Origin of the sequence: Mycolicibacter longobardus (assembly GCF_002102265.1) — a bacterium.
In the GTDB taxonomy this organism is placed as follows: Bacteria; Actinomycetota; Actinomycetes; order Mycobacteriales; family Mycobacteriaceae; genus Mycobacterium; species Mycobacterium longobardum.
Genome location: NZ_LQPG01000019.1, coordinates 164,449 through 183,323 on the forward strand (window position 1 = coordinate 164,449; position 18,875 = coordinate 183,323).

General features: G+C 68.6%; 19 protein-coding genes. 13 read left to right on the forward strand and 6 right to left on the reverse strand.

Annotated features, from left to right (window positions below; all coding sequences use genetic code 11):
• Positions 1 to 12 precede the first annotated feature (12 nt).
• The 3 genes from AWC16_RS11570 to AWC16_RS11580 form a co-directional block, all read right to left on the reverse strand.
• Positions 13 to 2,544, reverse strand: coding sequence for an FtsX-like permease family protein (locus AWC16_RS11570; protein ID WP_234812225.1), 2,532 nt, complete (start codon positions 2,542 to 2,544; stop codon positions 13 to 15).
• Complete coding sequence (locus tag AWC16_RS11575; protein WP_234812226.1) at positions 2,526 to 3,323, reverse strand: ABC transporter ATP-binding protein; 798 nt, start codon at positions 3,321 to 3,323, stop codon at positions 2,526 to 2,528. The genes AWC16_RS11570 and AWC16_RS11575 overlap by 19 nt, the downstream gene beginning before the upstream one ends.
• A 339-nt stretch (positions 3,324 to 3,662) precedes the next feature.
• Positions 3,663 to 4,457 (reverse strand): DUF3109 family protein, encoded by a 795-nt coding sequence (locus AWC16_RS11580; protein WP_085264886.1) that lies wholly within the window; start codon positions 4,455 to 4,457, stop codon positions 3,663 to 3,665.
• A gap of 61 nt (positions 4,458 to 4,518) precedes the next feature.
• Here AWC16_RS11580 and AWC16_RS11585 point away from each other — a divergent pair, with 61 nt between their 5' ends.
• From AWC16_RS11585 to AWC16_RS11625, 9 genes are all read left to right on the forward strand, one after another.
• Positions 4,519 to 5,508, forward strand: a complete 990-nt coding sequence (locus tag AWC16_RS11585) for a Ppx/GppA family phosphatase (RefSeq protein ID WP_085264887.1) — start codon at positions 4,519 to 4,521, stop codon at positions 5,506 to 5,508.
• Positions 5,505 to 6,593 carry a hypothetical protein gene (locus AWC16_RS11590; protein WP_085264888.1) on the forward strand — a complete coding sequence of 363 codons (1,089 nt, stop codon included), beginning with the start codon at positions 5,505 to 5,507 and terminating at the stop codon, positions 6,591 to 6,593. The genes AWC16_RS11585 and AWC16_RS11590 overlap by 4 nt, the downstream gene beginning before the upstream one ends.
• Before the next feature lie 17 nt (positions 6,594 to 6,610).
• Complete coding sequence (locus AWC16_RS11595) at positions 6,611 to 7,453, forward strand: sugar phosphate isomerase/epimerase family protein (RefSeq protein WP_085264889.1); 843 nt, start codon at positions 6,611 to 6,613, stop codon at positions 7,451 to 7,453.
• A 64-nt stretch (positions 7,454 to 7,517) separates the two neighbouring features.
• Positions 7,518 to 8,366 (forward strand): thioesterase family protein, encoded by an 849-nt coding sequence (locus AWC16_RS11600; RefSeq protein WP_085264890.1) that lies wholly within the window; start codon positions 7,518 to 7,520, stop codon positions 8,364 to 8,366.
• A 116-nt stretch (positions 8,367 to 8,482) separates the two neighbouring features.
• On the forward strand, positions 8,483 to 9,343 hold the full coding sequence (proC, locus tag AWC16_RS11605; RefSeq protein WP_085264891.1) for a pyrroline-5-carboxylate reductase: 861 nt from the start codon (positions 8,483 to 8,485) through the stop codon (positions 9,341 to 9,343).
• A gap of 139 nt (positions 9,344 to 9,482) precedes the next feature.
• Positions 9,483 to 9,701: a helix-turn-helix domain-containing protein gene (locus tag AWC16_RS11610; RefSeq protein WP_085264892.1), complete on the forward strand. Its 219-nt coding sequence runs from the start codon at positions 9,483 to 9,485 to the stop codon at positions 9,699 to 9,701.
• A gap of 192 nt (positions 9,702 to 9,893) precedes the next feature.
• A complete protein-coding gene (locus tag AWC16_RS11615; protein WP_003402602.1) occupies positions 9,894 to 9,995 on the forward strand; it encodes a 30S ribosomal protein bS22 in 102 nt (33 codons plus the stop codon).
• Positions 9,996 to 10,085: 90 nt separating this feature from the next.
• Positions 10,086 to 11,201, forward strand: coding sequence for an SDR family oxidoreductase (locus tag AWC16_RS11620; protein ID WP_085264893.1), 1,116 nt, complete (start codon positions 10,086 to 10,088; stop codon positions 11,199 to 11,201).
• A gap of 4 nt (positions 11,202 to 11,205) precedes the next feature.
• Entirely contained in the window at positions 11,206 to 12,234 is a 1,029-nt protein-coding gene (locus AWC16_RS11625; protein ID WP_085264894.1) for a lysophospholipid acyltransferase family protein, read from the forward strand.
• 19 nt (positions 12,235 to 12,253) lie between these two features.
• Here the strand turns inward: AWC16_RS11625 and AWC16_RS11630 are convergent, their stop codons facing one another.
• From AWC16_RS11630 to AWC16_RS11640, 3 genes are all read right to left on the reverse strand, one after another.
• On the reverse strand, positions 12,254 to 12,775 hold the full coding sequence (locus AWC16_RS11630) for an FAS1-like dehydratase domain-containing protein (protein ID WP_085264895.1): 522 nt from the start codon (positions 12,773 to 12,775) through the stop codon (positions 12,254 to 12,256).
• Between the two features lie 127 nt (positions 12,776 to 12,902).
• The gene (locus AWC16_RS11635) at positions 12,903 to 13,793 is read right to left on the reverse strand and encodes an HAD family hydrolase (protein WP_085264896.1); all 891 of its coding nucleotides are present in this window, start codon (positions 13,791 to 13,793) and stop codon (positions 12,903 to 12,905) included.
• Between the two features lie 64 nt (positions 13,794 to 13,857).
• Entirely contained in the window at positions 13,858 to 14,316 is a 459-nt protein-coding gene (locus tag AWC16_RS11640; RefSeq protein ID WP_085264897.1) for a nuclear transport factor 2 family protein, read from the reverse strand.
• 36 nt (positions 14,317 to 14,352) lie between these two features.
• On the opposite strand from AWC16_RS11640, the gene AWC16_RS11645 reads away from it, so the two are divergent.
• From AWC16_RS11645 to AWC16_RS11660, 4 genes are all read left to right on the forward strand, one after another.
• Positions 14,353 to 14,613, forward strand: coding sequence for a glutaredoxin family protein (locus AWC16_RS11645; RefSeq protein WP_085264898.1), 261 nt, complete (start codon positions 14,353 to 14,355; stop codon positions 14,611 to 14,613).
• A gap of 190 nt (positions 14,614 to 14,803) precedes the next feature.
• Entirely contained in the window at positions 14,804 to 16,183 is a 1,380-nt protein-coding gene (locus tag AWC16_RS11650) for a glutamyl-tRNA reductase (protein ID WP_085264899.1), read from the forward strand.
• A 5-nt stretch (positions 16,184 to 16,188) separates the two neighbouring features.
• Entirely contained in the window at positions 16,189 to 17,124 is a 936-nt protein-coding gene (hemC, locus tag AWC16_RS11655; protein ID WP_085264900.1) for a hydroxymethylbilane synthase, read from the forward strand.
• 42 nt (positions 17,125 to 17,166) lie between these two features.
• Positions 17,167 to 18,867 carry a bifunctional uroporphyrinogen-III C-methyltransferase/uroporphyrinogen-III synthase gene (locus AWC16_RS11660; RefSeq protein ID WP_085264901.1) on the forward strand — a complete coding sequence of 567 codons (1,701 nt, stop codon included), beginning with the start codon at positions 17,167 to 17,169 and terminating at the stop codon, positions 18,865 to 18,867.
• Positions 18,868 to 18,875 lie beyond the last annotated feature (8 nt).

Genomic DNA, 18,875 nt, shown 5'->3' on the forward strand with positions numbered 1-18,875 from the left:
CGCGGGTGTTGCTCACTCGTCGCGAAGTTCGGTCGCCGGAGTGGACCGAGTGCTCTTCCAGGCGGGAATGATGGCCGCGAAGACCGCGGCGACGGTGGCCAGCAGGGCGTAGAGCAACGCGTCGGTCCAGGGGAACACCAGCGGGGTGATCAGGCCGACGTTGACCACGGCCGCCCGCCGAACCGCCTCGGAGATGGCGATCGACAGCACCGCACCGAACAGCCCACCCGCGGCGCCGGCGACGACAGCCTCGATGGTGGTGATGCTGAACACCCGCGCCCGGGTGGCTCCCAGCGCCTGGATCAGTGCCACCTCGCGCCTGCGCCGGATACCGACCAGCAACAGCGTGGACAGCACCGACACGAAGGCGATGGCGAGCAGACCGTACTTGAGCGTGTTCAGCGGTGTGAGGTACCGGCCGATGGAGGCGGCGATGTCCGAGGCGTAGCCGTCGGTGTCCACCGCGGTCACCGGCTGGTCGAACTTGGCGGCTTCGATGTTCTCGATGACCTGACCGGCGGTGAATCCCGACGCCGGTGTGGCGAAGATCAGGCCGGCGGGTTGCGGACCGTAGATCTGCTCGGCAACCGAGTAGGGCATGTAGATCCGGCGACCACCATATTCGGGCGTTGCCACGATGGTGCCGATACTCATCGCCTGCGCATCGAGTCCACTTCCGAAAACGAGAGTGTCGCCGATGTGGAGATTTTTCTCACGCGCCAGGACGCTGCCGATGACGATCTGATTGGCTTTCTGGCTGGCCTCCGGAGATTGCCCGGCGAGTACCCCGAACGGAAATGTCGGTCGGTCCTGAGCCTGAATGTGCGCCAGCGACCCGTCTTTCAGGCTGATCTCGATTTCAGCCATCCGTTCGGTCTTTTCGACTCCGGCCAACGAGTTGAGTTTGTTGACCGTCTGCGGGGCGAATCGGGCATCAATGGGCCCGTAATCGGCGAACTGCGTCGTGGTGATGGCAATGCGTCCGTCGGCCTGCGATTCGGCGACTTTGGTGGCGCCGATGTGGATCGCCACCAGGAAGCCGGACAGCAGGATGGCGACCACGACGGGCACCGCGATGGCACCGGAGATCGCCGCGGTGCGCGACCGGTCCGAACGCAGCGCGTTCAGGGCGATGGTCAGCGTCGCCCCCCGGGACTTGTTCGGCTTCGGGCGCACGCTGGTGATGGCCTGTGCGCTCAGGTAGGCGGTGGCCAGCAGCAGTCCGACCAGCGCGACCACCGCGCCGACGTCGGCGATGATGGCCTGCCAGGCCACCAGGGCGCCGGACAGCGTCGCCAGCCGCGCCGCGATCACGCCCGTCAGCCCGATCGCCAGCAGCAGCAGCGCCTTGAACCAGATCTTGCGCTGCGTGGTCTGTTCTTGGGCCGCCCGCCCGGACAGCTCGGCCGCGATCGGGGTGTTGGACGCCGACAGCGCGGGGCCGACCGCGGCGCCGACCGCCAGCAGCAGGCCGGCCAGAATGCCGACCACCAGGATCGCCGGCTTGAGAATCACCGGGACGGTGACGCCGACGAATCGTTCGGTCAGCTCGCTGGCGCTGGCCACGATGGGTTCGGAGATCACGATCCCGGTCAGGACGCCCATCGCCGATCCCACCGCTCCCAACAGGGCGGCCTCGCTGAGGAATCCGGTCAGGATCGACGCCGGCGACGCCCCCAGCGCGGAGGCGATCGCGATCTCGCGGCGGCGTTCCTCGACCGAGAGTCGGGTGATCTGGGTGATCAGGATGACCCCGACACCGATCGAGATCAGGGCGAAGATGCCCAGCAGCGGCAGCAGTACGTCGTTGACGTTGTAGCCCTTCGCCGGCTCGCTGCGGGGCTGCACGGTGTAGGTGGGGCCCAGCGTGGTCTTGAGCCGCTGCTGGACTTCGCCTGCGTCGGCGTCCTTGTCCAGGGTCACATAGACCATGTCCACCCGGTCACCCCGGGCGAACTGCACTTTCGCCATGCTCAGCGGCAGCACCGCGACCAGACCGTTGTTGACGTCGTCCAGGTCGGCCACCCGCTGGAACTTCTCCAACGACAGCTGCCCGACGTCGGTGACCAGGCTCGCCGATTTGTCCAGGGAGTCGCCCAGTGACTTCGAGATGGCCGGTGGGGGCTCCTGCTGCCCGGTCGAGCAGACCTTCGGGTCGACGATCCACTGGGCCGAGCAGTCCACGCCCAGGCCCAGGCCGAAGCTCTCCTTGCCCTCGTTGCGAATCATCGTCACGCCGCGGATGACCGGCACCACGGCCGCCACCCCGGGAACCGACCGGGTGTCTTCGACGACGGCGGGGCTGATGCCGCCACGTGTGGCTGCGCCGACCACGCGCAGCGGTGCGGGTCCGGCGATCTGGTAGCCGACGTCCTCGACGGCCTTGGAGACGCTGGTGACCTCGATCATGACGGCCACCACGACCGCCACGCCGCCGCCCAGTGAGAAAGCGGCCAGCGCGGCCCGGAACGCGTGTTTACGAACAGCCCGGAAATTGATTATCCGCAGCAGGCCGAAAGTCGCGGCTAATGTTCCGCGAGCCATGTCACATTGTTGGGCGCGTGAGCCATTCCACTGTCGGTCTCGATTTCGCCGTCGAGCAGTGAAATCAGGCGAGGAGCGTCGTCGGCTATTTTCCGGTCGTGCGTCACCAGGACAATTGTCTGGCCGGCCGCATTCAGGTTGTACAAGGCGTCGATAACCCGGTGACCATTAAGGGTGTCGAGGTTGCCGGTCGGTTCATCGGCGAGAATGACGTCGGGCTTCATGAAAAGCGCCCGGGCGACGGCGACGCGCTGTTGTTCACCGCCGGACAATTCCGACGGGACGCGCTTGGATTTGGCGGCCAGCCCGACCTGGTCCAGCAGGTTCATCGCGTGGGCGTGCTGGGCGCGACCGGATTTGCCGGCCAGCAGGCCCGGGAGCATCACGTTCTCCACCACCGAAAGGCCCGCCAGAAGATTGAATGCCTGGAAGACGTAGCCCAGTGTCTGACATCGCACGGCGGCCAGCTGCTTGCGGGACAGCTGCGAGACGCTCTGGCCGTTGATGAGGACTTCGCCGCTGGTCGGCGTGTCCAGCAGGCCGAGGATGCTCAGCAGGGTGGACTTGCCCGAACCGGAGGGACCGACCATGGCGACGAATTCGCCGCGGGTTATCTGGATATCGATGTCGCGCAATATCGGGGTGGCGTTATCGCCTTCGCCGAACTGTTTGTTGAGTTTGCGCGCTTCGAGGACCACGGGAGGCCTTAGAACGACCGGCGGCGTGTGGCCGTTACGGTCGAGCTCCATATCCACGGTGTGCATCTCGGTCCTGATCATGAATCTCCAGCGGGCGTTGTAATAGGATCATGCCCGCGTGGGGCGCGTTTCTCAATTCATCGTGCTCATTGCGCACCCCGCGACGGTGCTGCACTACGCGGCGGCCAGAGTCGATCATACCGACCTCGGCGGCGTGGGCGAAAATCGTTCGGCCGTGACTCCGCCCACCCCGACAGGCCCGGTAGGCGGCCGATCCGGTTGCCGCAGGGCGTTCCCGTGGGCTCCGGTCGGGCGCGAAACCGCCTTCTGACCTGCGCTGTTCAAGATATGGACTGGCGCCCATCGAAGTGCACCGGGCTCCGGTTCGGGTTCCGGTCGGAAAAGGGCCCTACGGCCCTGTCAATGTGCCCGAGCGGCCCGGGTGGCGGGGTGGACGGCCACCAGACCGAGCTCGTTGCGCCGCTCGCAGATCACCGCGAGCTCGGCATAGGCCTTGGCGCCCAGCAACTCGGTCAGCTCCGGCCCAAGGCTCTGCCAGACCTGCTTGGTGCCGACGTGTGCCGCAGGGGCGCCGGTGCAGTACCAGTGCAGGTCTGCGCCGCCCGAACCCCAGCCGCGCCGGTCGAACTCGGTGATGGTCGTCTTGAGGATCTCGCTGTCGTCGGGGCGGGTGATCCACTCCTGGCTGCGCCGGATCGGCAGTTGCCAACACACCTCGGGCTTCATCGTCAGCGGTTCGACGCCCAGGCGGACCGCTTTGATGTGCAACGCGCAGCCCGCACCGCCGGCGAAGCCGGGCCGATTCAGGAAGATGCAGGCGCCCTTGACGGTGCGGGTGCGAAGTTGCTTTTCGCCGTCGTTCTCGTCGTATTCCAGGTAGCCCTTCTTACCCAAACCCTTGTCCCGCAGCTGCCAGTCGGCGTCGGTCAACTGTGCGACCGCGTCGTCGAGGTTGGCCCGGTCGTCGTCATCGCAGAGGAACGCCCCGTGCGAACAACATCCGTCGTCGGGACGGCCCGCCACGATGCCCCGGCAGGCCGCGGTACCGAACACGCAGGTCCAGCGCGACAACAACCAGGTCAGATCGGCGGCGATCAGGTGTTCGGGGTTGTCGGGGTCATAGAACTCCACCCATTCGCGGGGGAAGTCCAGGTCGACCTCCCCGGGATGGGGGCCGGGCTTCGCGGTGGTCACGAAACTCCACGCTAGACCAGAAATTCGCGTTGTCGGCCCCTTGCCACACTAAGTTGAGTGCGTGAGATTAGGTGTGCTCGACGTCGGCAGCAACACCGTCCATCTGTTGGTGGTCGATGCCCACCGGGGCGGTCACCCGACTCCGATGAGCTCGACCAAGGCCACGCTGCGGCTGGCCGAGGCGACCGACAGCTCGGGCAAGATCACCCGCCGCGGCGCCGACAAGCTGGTGTCCACGATCGGCGAATTCGCCACGATCGCAGCGAGTTCGGGCTGCGCGGAGCTGGTGGCGTTCGCCACGTCGGCGGTGCGTGACGCATCCAATTCCGAGGATGTGCTGGCCCGGGTGCGTTCGGAGGCCGGGGTCGAGCTGCAGGTGCTGGCGGGGGAGGACGAATCCCGGCTGACCTTCCTGGCGGTGCGGCGCTGGTTCGGCTGGAGCGCCGGGCGGATCAACAACCTCGACATCGGTGGCGGTTCACTGGAATTGTCCAGCGGGGTCGACGAAGAGCCGGACGTGGCGCTGTCGCTGCCGCTGGGTGCCGGCCGCCTCACCCGGGAGTGGCTGACCGAAGACCCGCCCGGACGTCGGCGGGTGGCGATGCTGCGGGACTGGCTGGACACCGAGTTGGCGGGTGCGGCCGCGACTGTGCTGGACGCGGGCCCGCCCGATCTGGCGGTAGCCAGTTCCAAGACGTTTCGTTCGCTGGCACGGCTCACCGGGGCAGCCCCGTCGGCGGCGGGCCCGCGGGTTCGGCGCACATTGACCGCCACCGGCCTTAGGCAGCTCATATCATTCATCTCTAGGATGACCACGGCTGATCGGGCCGAATTGGAAGGGGTGAGCGCCGAGCGGGCGCCACAGATCGTGGCCGGTGCTCTGGTGGCGGAAGCAAGCATGCGAGCGCTGTCGATCGAAACGGTGGAGATTTGCCCGTGGGCGTTGCGGGAAGGCTTGATCCTGCGCCGGCTCGACAGTGAGGCGGACGGCGTCACCCTGCTCGGATCCTCATCGGTGGGCATGGTCCGGCATGGAGGAGACCAACGATGACTGGACCCAAGCCCGATCCCCGCGATGTCGAGACCCGGCCCATCTCGGTTGCCGAACTGCTCGCCAAGAACGGCACGATCGGCTCGCCCCCGGTCACCGGGCGCCGCCGGCGCCGGCGCGGCAATGCCGATGCCGTCACGGTCGCCGAGCTGACCGGCGAGATCCCGATCATCCGCGACGACGAGGATCCTCCCGAGCAGGACAACCCGGCCCCGGAGCCGCATAGACCCGGCGGTTCAGCGAGCCTCGACGAAGGAGAGGTGAAGCTGGGACCGCCGCATAAAGCCGGTGGCTCCGACAGCGAGCCGAGCGGCGGCCTGCTTATCGGCCCGGCGCCCGGCTTCGTCGAAGACGACCGGCCTGCAACCGGGCCGCGTCCCGTCGAACGGGTGACGCCACCCCAGCGGCCGGCACCCGAGCCGCGCTGGCCGAAGTCCCCGCCGCAGGCTCCGCGCGGCAACGGCCCGGAGCAAAGCGCCTACCCGCGGCCGATGCGCCGTTCCGATTCGCCCGCCGCGGAGAACGGCCGCCCGGCCGCCGCCCGGCCGACGGGCTCCGGTGCCGAACGGATGCGTCCGGACCCCGTCGACACCTACACCGATATCGAAGTCGACGCGATGGGCCCCGACGTCCGTGACGCGGACCTGCCGGCCGGCGACTCCGCCTTCGTGCGTTCCTACCTCAGCAAGGCCGGCGCCACCGAGCGGCCGGTCCGGCCGATCCTGGGCGGGGGCTCCGCCGCCGACGCTGACGACGCCGCCCTGATCGACACCGACGACGCCGACTCGGCCGGTGAATCCGAGGAGGCCGGCGAGTACACCGGCCGGCCGGGCGTGGTCGGTGGCCTGCTGGTGGTGCTGCAGTCGATCCTGGCGGTGGCGTTCGGCGGCGGCCTGTTCATCGCGTTTGACCAGCTGTGGCGCTGGAACAGCATCGTGGCGTTGGTGCTCACGGTCCTGGTCACATTGGGGCTGGTGGCGGCGGTGCAGGCCGTCCGCAAGACCGTCGACATCGTCAGCACGTTGATCGCCGTTGCGGTCGGTCTGCTGGTCACGTTGGGGCCGCTGGCGTTGCACGCCAATTAGCCGTTCACTATTAGTCCGTGCGCCCAGCCATCAAGGTCGGATTGTCGACGGCTTCGGTTTACCCCCTGCGGGCCGAAGCCGCCTTCGAATACGCGGCCAGGCTCGGCTACGACGGCGTTGAGCTGATGGTGTGGGGGGAGTCGGTCAGCCAGGACATGGGCGCCGTGCGGCGGCTGTCGCGCAAGTACCGGGTACCGGTGTTGTCGGTGCACGCACCGTGCCTGCTGATCTCGCAACGAGTGTGGGGCTCCAACCCGATCGCCAAGCTGGAACGCAGCGTGCGGGCTGCCGAACAGCTCGACGCCCAGACCGTTGTGGTGCATCCGCCGTTCCGCTGGCAGCGGCGCTACGCCGAGGGTTTCAGCGACCAGGTGGCCGAATTGGAGGCCACCAGCGATGTGGCCGTAGCGGTGGAGAACATGTTTCCGTTCCGGGCCGATCGGTTCTTCGGCGCCGATCAGTCCCGCGAGCGGATGCGTCGCCGCGGCGGCGGTCCGGGAGTGGGGATTTCGGCGTTCGCGCCGTCCCACGACCCGCTTGACGGCAACCATGCCCACTACACCCTGGACCTGTCGCACACCGCGACCGCCGGTGCCGACGGGTTGGAGATGGCCCGCCGGATGGGTTCGGGCCTGACCCACCTGCACCTGTGTGACGGCACCGGGCTGCCGGCCGACGAGCACCTGGTGCCCGGCCGCGGCGACCAGCCCACCGCCGAGGTGTGCCAGCTGCTGGCCACCAGCGACTTCACCGGCCACGTGGTGCTGGAGGTGACCACCTCGCAGGCGCGCTCGCCGCACGAGCGCGAGGCGCTGCTGACCGAGTCGCTGCAGTTCGCCCGGACGCACCTGCTGCGCTGACGAGCGTCGGGACGTTAACACCCGGCGCTGCCGTGCGGCCGCTACTGACACCGAAGGGATATCGATGGGGCAGTCTTTGTTCGCCGACGCCATGCGGCTCACCCGGATCGAGGAGGACCGGGGATCCCAGGGCCTCGCAGACACCGTGAGCTTTGCCGCCGAGCTCAACCGGCACTGGACGATCGGCCCCAAGGTGCACGGCGGCGCGATGCTCGCGCTGTGCGCCAACGCCGCCCGAACCGCCTGCGACGGTGGGCAGTCGAGCGGGCTGCAGCCGGTCGCGGTGTCCGGCAACTTCTTGTGGGCGCCCGAGCCCGGCCCGATGCAGCTCACCACCATGGCCCGCAAACGGGGCCGCCGGATCTCCGTGGTCGATGTGGAACTCACCCAGGGTGATCGGACCGCCGTGCACGCCGTCATCACCCTCGGAGAGCCCGAGCACCACGCCCCGCCGCTGCTGTCGGCCAACCCGGTGCCCGCCCTGATGCCGCCCGAGCCGCCCGAGGACCTCGCCCCGATCGGTCCCGGCCACCCGATGGCCGGACTGGTGAACCTGGCTGAGGGCTGCGACATTCGGCCGCTGGTGTCCACGCTGCAGCCCAGCACCGACGGCAGGCCCCCGTTGATCCAGTTGTGGGTGCGGCCCCGCGACACCGCTCCGGACGTGCTGTTCGCGCTGCTGTGCGGGGATGTGTCGGCACCGGTGAGCTTCGCGGTGGAACGCACAGGCTGGGCACCGACCGTGCAACTCACCGCCTATCTGCGGGGTCTGCCCGCAGACGGCTGGCTGCGGGTGCTGTGCAGCTGCGTGCAGATCGGCCAGGACTGGTTCGACGAGGACCACACCGTCGTCGACAGCGAAGGCCGGATCGTGGTGCAGTCACGCCAGCTGGCGATGGTTCCGGGGCGGTAGCGGGCGACCCGCTGCGCCCGGCTCCGCCGCGCTTGCGATCGCCCGGGGAGGTAGCGGGCGACCCGCCGCGCGCCGGGTATTGGGGGCTTGCGGCAGAGGTCTGACATGCTGTCGCCATGGCCAGAATCGCGATCATCGGCGGCGGAAACATGGGCGAAGCCTTGCTGGCGGGCCTGCTGGCCGCCGGGCGCCCCGTCAAGGACCTGGTGGTCGCCGAGCGGTATGGCGACCGGGCCCGGCAGCTGTCGGAGAAGTACTCCGTGCTGGTGACATCGGTCGCCGACGCGGTCGAGAACGCCGCCATCGTGATCGTGGCGGTGAAGCCGCAGGATGTGGACCCCGTGATCGAGGAGTTCGCCAAGAACATCACCGCCTCCTCCGGGGACAATGCCGAACAGGTGCTGGTGTCGATCGTGGCCGGGCTCACCACCGGGTACGTGGAATCGAAGCTGCCGGCCGGCGCCGCGGTGGTGCGGGTCATGCCCAACACCCCCGTCAAGGTCGGCGCCGGGGCCAGCGCGCTGGCCAAGGGGCGGTTCCCCAGCAACGAGCAGGTCAACGCGGTCGCCGAGCTGTTCGAGTGCGTCGGCGCCGTGGTGATCGTTCCGGAAGAACAGCTGGACGCGGTGACCGCGGTGTCGGGTTCGGGTCCCGCCTATTTCTTCTTGATGATCGAGGCGCTGGTGGACGCCGGGGTCGCGGCCGGGCTGAGTCGGCAGGTGGCCACCGACCTGGCCGTGCAGACCATGGCCGGATCAGCGCAGATGCTGTTGGACGGACGCGGTGGGGCCGAGGGGACCGCGAATGCGGTCATCGACACCTCCCCGGCCTACCTGAGAGCGATGGTGACCTCCCCCGGAGGGACCACCGCGGCCGCTCTGCGCGAATTGGAGGCCGGGGGCCTGCGGACCTCGGTCGATCGGGCCGTGCAGGCCGCAAAAACCCGCTCTGAGCAGCTAAGAATTACATCAGAGTAATTCACTTATTTTTCACATATTGGCTCTCACCAGTCGCAGGAACCCCATTCGTCCCGCTATTCTCCTCTATGTCTGTGCGTGTGGGCGCAGCGGAGGGGAAGCCGCTGGGACTGCACGTGCCTGATTGAAATGGGTAACGATGACGTCTGCGAACGGGCCTTCCGGTCCTGCCGAGTCGGGCCGCACACAATTTCTCACCGTGGCCGAGGTGGCCGCGCTGATGCGGGTCAGCAAGATGACGGTGTACCGCCTGGTGCACAACGGCGAGCTGCCCGCGGTGCGGGTGGGACGGTCTTTCCGCGTGCACGCCAAGGCGGTGCACGACCTCTTGGAGACCTCCTTCTTCGACGCGGGCTGAGCGCCGGTCGACAGGTAAGCGCCCCCCGGGCGTCGCCGCACGGCGACGCCCGGGGTCGGCTGTGTCGGCGGCTCGGCGGCCTGGGCCAGGTGCGGTTTTCCGCTCCGCGCCCGCCTCCGGGTAAAGTAACCGGGTCGATCAAGTTCAGCAGCGCCCTTCGGGCGGCGCGGGCAGAAGCAGATAGCGGAGTTCATGGGTTCAGTCATCAAGAAGCGGCGCAAGCGCATGTCGAAGAAGAAGCACCGCAAGCTGCTTCGCCGTACCCGGGTGCAGCGCAGAAAACTCGGTAAGTAACTCCGCCCAGCCGCCGAAGCGCGCCGAGCGTAACGTTAACTTCACGTTCGGTGCTCAGCCCATCGCCGGTATTGCCGTTAGGCTGACGGGGTGACCGAGGCCGGACCCCCGAGCGACGGCACGCGCAGTGAAACCCGGCATTACCCCAAGGTTGTGTTGGTCACCGGCGCGTGCCGGTTTCTTGGTGGTTACCTGACCGCCAGGCTCACGCAGAATCCCTTGATCAATCGGGTGATCGCCGTCGACGCGGTGGTGCCGAGCAAGGACATGCTGCGCCGGATGGGACGCGCCGAATTCGTCCGCGCCGACATCCGCAACCCGTTTATCGCCAAGGTGATTCGAAACAGCGAGGTCGACACCGTGGTGCACGCCGCCGCGGCGTCCTACGTCCCGCGGTCCGGTGGCGGGGCGGCGCTCAAAGAGCTCAACGTGATGGGCGCCATGCAGTTGTTCGCCGCCTGCCAGAAGGCGCCCTCGGTGCGGCGTGTGGTGCTCAAGTCGACGTCGGAGGTCTACGGGTCCTGCTCGCGTGACCCGGTCTTGTTCACCGAGAACAATGCCAGTCACCGGCCGCCCACCCAGGGGTTCCCCCGCGACAGCCTCGACATCGAGGGTTACGCCCGCGGGCTGGGCCGGCGCCGGCCGGACATCGCGGTCACCATCCTGCGGATGGCCAACATGATCGGCCCGGCCATGGACACCGCGTTGTCGCGCTATCTCGGCGGCCCGTTGGTTCCGATGGTTCTGGGCCGAGACGCGCGCCTGCAGCTGCTGCACGAGCAGGACGCGCTGGGCGCCCTGGAACGGGCCACCATGGCCGGCAAGGCCGGCACCTTCAATATCGGCGCCGACGGCATCATCATGATGTCGCAGGCGGTCCGCCGGTCGGGTCGCGTCCCGGTGCCGCTGCCCGGCGTCGGACTCTGGGTAATGGATTCGCTGCGCCGGGCCAACAACTACACCGAGATCAACCGGGAACAGCTGGATTATCTGAGCTTTGGCCGGGTGATGGACACGACTAGAATGCGAACCGAACTCGGGTACAGCACCAAGTGGACCACCGCCGAGGCGTTCGATGACTACGTGCGGGGTCGGGGGCTGAACCCGATCGTCGACCCCAAGTGGGTTCGTTCGGTAGAGCGGCGAGCCGTGAGCGCAGCGCAGCGCCTGGGGGACATGAGCTTTAACAGGGTGCGGGGAGGTTAACGCCATGGTTGGCGATTCAAGGGCGAAAGTCATTCCGCTGCATAAGCATTCGGGTGCAGTGCGTCGGCACCCGTCGACGCTGGCCGGCCCGGGCCAGCAAGCCTCGGCCGATCAGGTCTCCGCCGTCGTCCGCGAGATCGACGGGCGGCGCGGGGCCGCGGGGGCATCCGGTGCGGCCGAACCGAGTCCGGGTGAGTTCACCCGCCGGGTGGCCGGGGTCATGGCGTTCCTGCGGGAGCGCATCACCGGCGACTACCAGGTCGACGAGTTCGGGTTCGACCCGCACTTCAACGAGGCCGTCGCGATGCCGTTGCTGCGGTTGTTCTTCAACGACTGGTTCCGGGTCGAGGTCAGCGGCATCGAGAACCTGCCCGCCGACGGGCCGGCGCTGGTGGTGGCCAACCATGCCGGCGTGCTGCCGATGGACGCGCTGATGCTGTCGGTGGCGGTGCACGACCACCACCCCGACAATCGGAACCTGCGGATGCTCGCCGCCGACCTGGTATTCGACCTGCCGCTGATCGGTCCGGCCGCTCGCAAGGCGGGCCACACCATGGCCTGCACCGCCGACGCCAACCGGCTGCTGGAGGCCGGCGAGCTGACGGCGGTGTTCCCGGAGGGCTACAAGGGTCTGGGCAAGCGATTCAAGGACCGCTACAAGCTGCAGCGGTTCGGTCGCGGCGGTTTCGTCTCGGCGGCGCTGCGCACCAAGGCGCCGATCGTGCCGTGCTCGATCGTCGGCTCCGAGGAGATCTACCCGATGCTCGCCGACGTCAAGCTGCTGGCCCGGTTGCTCGGTGTGCCGTATTTCCCGATCACCCCGCTGTTCCCGCTGGCCGGCCCCGCCGGCCTGGTGCCGCTGCCGTCGAAGTGGCACATCGCTTTCGGTGAGCCGATCGAGACCACGCACTATGAGGCCGGTGCCGCCGACGACCCGATGGTCACCTTCGACCTGACCGACCAGGTGCGCGAGACCATTCAGCAGACCCTCTACCGGCTGCTGGCGGGCCGCCGCAACATGTTCTTCGGCTGAGGTTCCCCCAGCTCGCGCGCTACTTCTTGCCCAGCGCCCGGTCCCGCATCGCTTCGATGGCGGCGATCGTCGCCGCGTCGTCGTCCCGGTTGACCGACTCGCCGAGCATAGTGACCACGCTGGTGACCACCGGCTTGCCGTCGACGTCGCTGACCTCGCTGCGCACCTCGGTGACCACCGTGCTGTGCGACTCGATCACCGAGTCCAGATAGATGTCGAAGAACAGCTTGTCGCCGGCCACGATCGGCCGGTGGAAGGTGAACTTCTGGTCGCGGTGCAGCACCCTGGCGATGTTGATCGGGATGTCGAACTTCTCGAAGATCTCCAGCTGGACCTGACGGCCGGCGACCGCCAGAAACGTCAGCGACGCCACCAGGCCCGAGTGCCCGGCCTCGGCGGCAGCGGCCTCCTCGAAATGTGCCGGGTGGTCGTCTTTGACCGAGCGGGCGAACTCTCGGATCTTCTCCCGGCCGACCTCGAAGTAGTCCGGGAACCGGTAGTGGGTACCGATGACCCCCTGTGACTCAGTGTGTACTGACATGCCGGTCCGCCCCTCTGCTCGCCGTCTTGCTCGGCGGCGGAAGCCTATCAGCGAGCAGCTCAGCCGCGCTCGTTCCGGTGCGCCAGGGTGCCTGATGCGGTCGACCGATCCTCGCGCGCTCCGCAAGCTATGCGCGCTCGTTCCGGTGCGCCACGGCTGCGGCCAGGGCCCCGCCGACCGCCCCCAGCGCCAGCGCCGAGGGCACACCGATACGCGCCGCCCGGCGCGCGGTACGGAAGTCGCGGATCTCCCAGCCCCGCTTGCGTGCCATCTCGCGTAACGCGGCGTCGGGGTTGATCGCCACCGCAGTGCCGACCAGAGAGAGCATCGGCACGTCGTTGAAGCTGTCGGAGTAGGCGGTGCAGCGCCGCAGGTTCAGCCCCTCCCGGATGGCCAGCGACCGCACCGCGTGGGCCTTGCCCGGCCCGTGCAGAATCTCGCCGACCAACCGGCCGGTGAACACGCCGTCGACCGATTCGGCGACCGTGCCCAGCGCGCCGGTGAGCCCGAGCCGGCGGGCGATGGTCTCGGCCAGCTCATAGGGGGTGGCGGTGACCAGCCAGACCTGCTGGCCGGCGTCGAGGTGCATCTGGGCGAGTTCGCGGGTGCCGGGCCAGATCTTGTCGGCGATGATCTCGTCGTAGATCTCCTCGCCCAGATCGACCAGCTCCGACACCGGCCGGCCCTCGATGAACGCCAGCGCCTTGCGCCGCCCGGCGGCGACGTCGTCGCTGTTCTCCTTGCCGGTGAGCTGGAACTTGGCCTGGGCATAGACGATGCCGATGACATCGCGGTAGGTGAAGTAGTTGCGGGCGGCCAGCCCGCGGCCGAAATGCACCATCGAGGAACCCTGGACCAGGGTGTTGTCGACATCGAAGAACGCAGCCGCGGTCAGGTCGACCGGGGCGGGCGTGTCGGCGTCGTGCACGTCCTCCAGCGCACGTTCGGCGCTGGCGTCGTTGATCAGCGACGTCAACTCGGCTGCGGAACCCCCGTCGGCAGGGCCTGGTAGCGCCATCACCGACTCCTTCCGCTGCTGGGCTGTTGTGGTCTCAGGGCCGGTTCTCCGGCCGCCATCAACCCTATCCGGCCCCACCGCCCAAGACCCCCAGGTGATCGCGTAGATCACCTTTCAGGTCGAACATCGAATAGTCCCGGAAACTGAACCGCCAGACGCCGTCGACCCGCTCGAAGGCGTCGTGGTAGCGGCCGGGGGCGACCACCTGCAGCGCCACGTCGTCGGTCTGCTGCAACACCGTGTAGTAGGACCGGCACGTCGCCGTCCCGGCCGCCTCGTCGATGTCGAGAATCGGGTTGGTGATCACGTGCTTGGTGCGCGGTGTGCCGTCGGCGTGGATTCTGACCAGCCCGCGCCACAGCTGCAGGATCCCGGCGTGATCGAGGATGACGGCGCCCTCGGGGTCGGCCTTGATCCGGGCGTGGGCGAACAACGCCGCGGCGGAATCCAGGTCGCCGGCATCCATCAACTCCGCGTAGCGGTACAGCAGATTCGTGATCGCCACCGCACTTCCGCTGGGCATAGCGAAAACATAACCGCTGTGCGCCACACTGGATCCATGACCCGCCACCAGGTGCAGTTGCTCACCCGCGACGGCTGCCCGGTCTGCCTGCAGGTGCACGCCCAGCTGACCGCGCTGGCGGCCGAACTGGGGTTCGACCTGCACGCCGTCGACGTCGACGCCGCCGCGGCGGCCGGGGATACCGCCCCTCGCGCGGAATTCGGCGACCGGTTGCCGGTGGTCCTGCTCGACGGACGGGAGCACAGTTACTGGGAGGTCGACGAGGCCCGGCTGCGTGCCGATTTGGCGGGTTCATGAGACGGTGCCAGCTTCGCCTCTCCTCCGTCGAGCCTCGCTGAACCGCTCGCTCATACGGCGGTCCCAGCTTCGCCTCTCCTCCGTCGAGCCTCGCTGAACCGCCGAATTTGGTGGGCCAGCGCTTTAGCCTCTACCGTGGAGTGAAGTTTGTTCACGGGTGACAGCAAGGAGCGGACCAGGTGATATTGCCGTGAGCGTCCTGCTCTTCGGGGTCTCGCACCGCAGCGCCCCGGTCTCAGTGCTCGAGCAGCTCAGCACCGCTGAATCCGATCAGGTCAAGATCGTCGAGCAGGTGCTGCAATCGCCGCTTGTCACCGAGGCGATGATCCTCTCGACCTGCAACCGGGTCGAGATATACGCCGTGGTCGACGCGTTCCACGCGGGGCTCTCGGCGATCGGGCAGGTGCTCTCCGAACACTCCGGCATGTCGATGGCCGATCTGACCAAGTACGCCTACGTCCGCTACAGCGAAGCCGCCGTCGAGCACCTGTTCTCGGTGGCCAGCGGCCTGGACTCGGCGGTTGTCGGCGAGCAGCAGGTGCTCGGCCAGGTGCGTCGCGCCTACGCCTCCGCCGAGGCCAACAACACTGTCGGCCGGGTGTTGCACGAACTGGCGCAGCGGGCACTGTCGGTGGGCAAGCGGGTGCACACCGAAACCGGGATCGACGCCGCCGGCGCCTCGGTGGTCTCGGTCGCCCTGGGCATCGCCAGCACCCAGTTGGGCGACGCGGCGTTGCAGGGACGCACCGCGGTGGTGATCGGCGCGGGGTCGATGGGCGCCCTGTCCGCGGCGCACCTGGTGCGCTCCGGGGTCGAGCACATCCATGTCGTCAACCGCTCGCTGCCGCGCGCTCAGCGGCTGGCCCGCAAGATCCGCGACAGCGGTGTGACGGCCGACGCCATCGCCCTGGACCAGATGGCGGCGGCCCTGACCGGCGCCGATGTCGCGGTGTGCTGTACCGGGGCGGTGAGCCCGGTCGTGTCGCTGGCCGACGTGCACCACGCCCTGGCCGGCGGCAACCGCGACGAGGCGACCCAGCCCCTGGTGATCTGCGATCTGGGCATGCCGCGCGACGTCGACGCCGCGGTCGCCGGGCTGCCCGGCGTGCGAGTCATCGACATGGACCGGATCCAGCGCGAGCCGTCGGCGCAGGTCGCCACCTCCGACACCGACGCCGCGCACGGCATTGTCGCCCGCGAGGTCGCCACCTACCTGGCCGGGCAACGGATGGCCGAGGTCACCCCGACCGTGACCGCGCTGCGCCAGCGAGCCGCCGACGTGGTCACCGCCGAGCTGCTGCGGCTGGACCACCGGCTGCCGGACCTGGACACCGCCCAGCGCGAGGAGGTGGCGCGCACGGTGCGCCGCGTGGTCGACAAGCTGCTGCACGCCCCCACGGTGCGGGTCAAGCAGCTGGCCAGCTCACCCGGCGGCGACAGTTACGCCGAGGCGTTGCGTGAGCTGTTCGAGCTCGACCCGACCGCGGTGGACGCGGTCGCGACCGCCGGTGAATTGCCAATAGTGCCAGGCGGATTCGATGTCGGCGCCGAAACCGGGTCGGCCGGGTAGACGTTTTGGGTGAAGTAATCCGCATCGGTACCCGGGGCAGCTTGTTGGCCACCACCCAGGCCGGGACCATTCGCGATGCACTGGTGGCAGCCGGGCACCCCGCCGAACTGGTGATGATCAGCACCGCCGGGGACCGTTCTTCCGGGCCGATCGCCGACATCGGGGTGGGGGTGTTCACCGCCGCGCTGCGGGAGGCCATCCTCGACGGCCAGGTCGACGCCGCGGTGCACTCGCACAAGGACCTGCCCACCGCTGATGACCCCCGGTTCCGGATCGCCGCGGTTCCGCCGCGTGAGGACGCTCGGGACGCGCTGGTGGCGCGCGACGGGTTGGTGCTGGGTGAGTTGCCGGCGGGGGCCGTGGTGGGCACTTCGTCGCCGCGCCGGGCCGCGCAGCTTAGAGCATTGGGTCTCGGTTTGGAAATTCGCCCCCTACGAGGCAACCTAGATACCAGGTTGAACAGGGTAAGCAGCGGAGAACTCGACGCCATCGTGGTAGCCCGGGCGGGTCTGGCCCGGCTGGGACGCCTCGACGCGGTCACCGAGACGTTGGAACCGGTACAGATGTTGCCGGCTCCGGCTCAAGGTGCGCTGGCGGTGGAGTGTCGCGCCGGTGATACCGCACTGGCGGCTTTGCTGGCGGAGTTGGACGACACCGACACCCGCCTGGCGGTCACCGCCGAGCGGACCCTGCTCGCCGAACTGGAGGCGGGTTGTTCCGCACCGGTGGGCGCGATCGCCGAAGTGGTCGAGTCTATCGATGAGGACGGCCGGGTCTTCGAGGAGCTGTCGCTGCGCGGTTGCGTGGCGGCGCTGGACGGATCCGACGTGATCCGCGCGTCCGGCATCGGCAGTCCGGACCGAGCCCGGGAATTGGGTGTGTCGGTCGCGGGGGAGCTGTTCGAGCTGGGTGCGCGCGAGCTGATGTCGGACGCACGGTGAAACGTGCGTCGGAAATGAGTGAGAAGTGACGGGGAGTAAGGAATGGCTCGCCAAGTGAGCGTGCGAGGGCAGAAGCCCAAGCCGGGCCGCATCGTGTTCGTCGGCTCGGGTCCCGGTGACCCGGGTCTGCTGACGACGCGGGCACGCACGGCGCTGACGAACGCCGCGCTGGTGTTCATCGACCCCGATGTGCCGGAGGCGGTGCTGGCGCTGGCCGGTACGGACCTGCCTCCGATCGTCGGCCCCGTGCCGCCGGTCCCCAAGGCCGACAAGGCCGATGACGGGTCCGACGGCACCGATGCCAACGACGCCGAGTCCGCGAGCGTTCCGGGCGGGCCCGACATCCGCCCGGCCCTGGGCGAGCCGGCCGAGGTGGCCAAGATCCTGGTCGCCGAGGCGCGCGCCGGTTCCGACGTGGTGCGGCTGGTGGCCGGCGACCCGCTGTCGATCGACGCCGTCATCACCGAGGTGAACGCGGTGGCCCGCACCAACGTGGCGTTCGAGATCGTGCCAGGCCTGCCCGCCACCAGCGCGGTGCCCACCTACGCCGGCCTGCCGCTGGGTTCATCGCACACGGTGGCCGATGTCCGCGACCCCCAGGTGGATTGGGCCGCTCTGGCCGCCGCGCCGGGGCCGCTGATCCTGCAGGCCACCACCTCGCACCTGCCGGAGGCGGCCCGCACCCTGATCGAGTACGGCCTGTCCGAGGCCACCCCGTGCGTGGTCACCACGTCGGGTACCACCTGCGGGCAGCGTTCGGTCGAGTCGAGCCTGTCCGGGCTGACCGAACCCGCGACGCTGGCGGGTATCGACCCGGTCATCTTGCCCAACGGCCAGGAGACCACCGCCGGTCCGCTGGTGGTGACCATCGGCAGGACGGTGAACAACCGGGCCAAGCTGAACTGGTGGGAGAGTCGCGCCCTGTACGGCTGGACGGTTCTGGTGCCGCGCACCAAGGATCAGGCCGGCGAGATGAGCGATCGGCTGGTCGGGCACGGCGCCCTGCCGGTGGAGGTTCCCACCATCGCCGTGGAGCCGCCGCGAAGCCCGGCTCAGATGGAAAGGGCCGTCAAGGGTTTGGTGGACGGTCGCTACCAGTGGGTGGTGTTCACCTCGACCAACGCGGTGCGCGCGGTGTGGGAGAAGTTCGGTGAGTTCGGCTTGGACGCCCGCGCGTTCTCCGGAGTGAAGATCGCCTGTGTGGGCGAGGCCACCGCAGAGCGGGTCCGGGCGTTCGGGATCAGCCCCGAGCTGGTGCCTTCCGGGGAGCAGTCCTCGTTGGGCCTGCTCGACGAATTCCCGCCCTATGACGACGTTTTCGACCCGGTGAACCGGGTGCTGTTGCCGCGGGCCGACATCGCCACCGAGACGCTGGCCGAGGGACTGCGCGAGCGGGGCTGGGAGATCGAGGATGTCACCGCCTACCGCACCGTGCGGGCAGCGCCGCCGCCGGCGACCATCCGGGAGATGATCAAGACCGGTGGGTTCGACGCGGTGTGCTTCACCTCGAGTTCGACGGTGCGCAACCTGGTCGGCATTGCCGGCAAGCCGCACGCCCGGACCATCGTGGCCTGTATCGGTCCCAAGACCGCCGAGACTGCAGCCGAATTCGGGCTGCGGGTCGACGTGCAGCCGGAGACCGCTGCGGTGGGTCCGCTGGTCGACGCGCTGGCCGAGCACGCCGCACGGCTGCGGGCCGAGGGTGCCCTGCCGCCGCCACGTAAGAAGAGCCGCAGGCGATGACTCCTCTC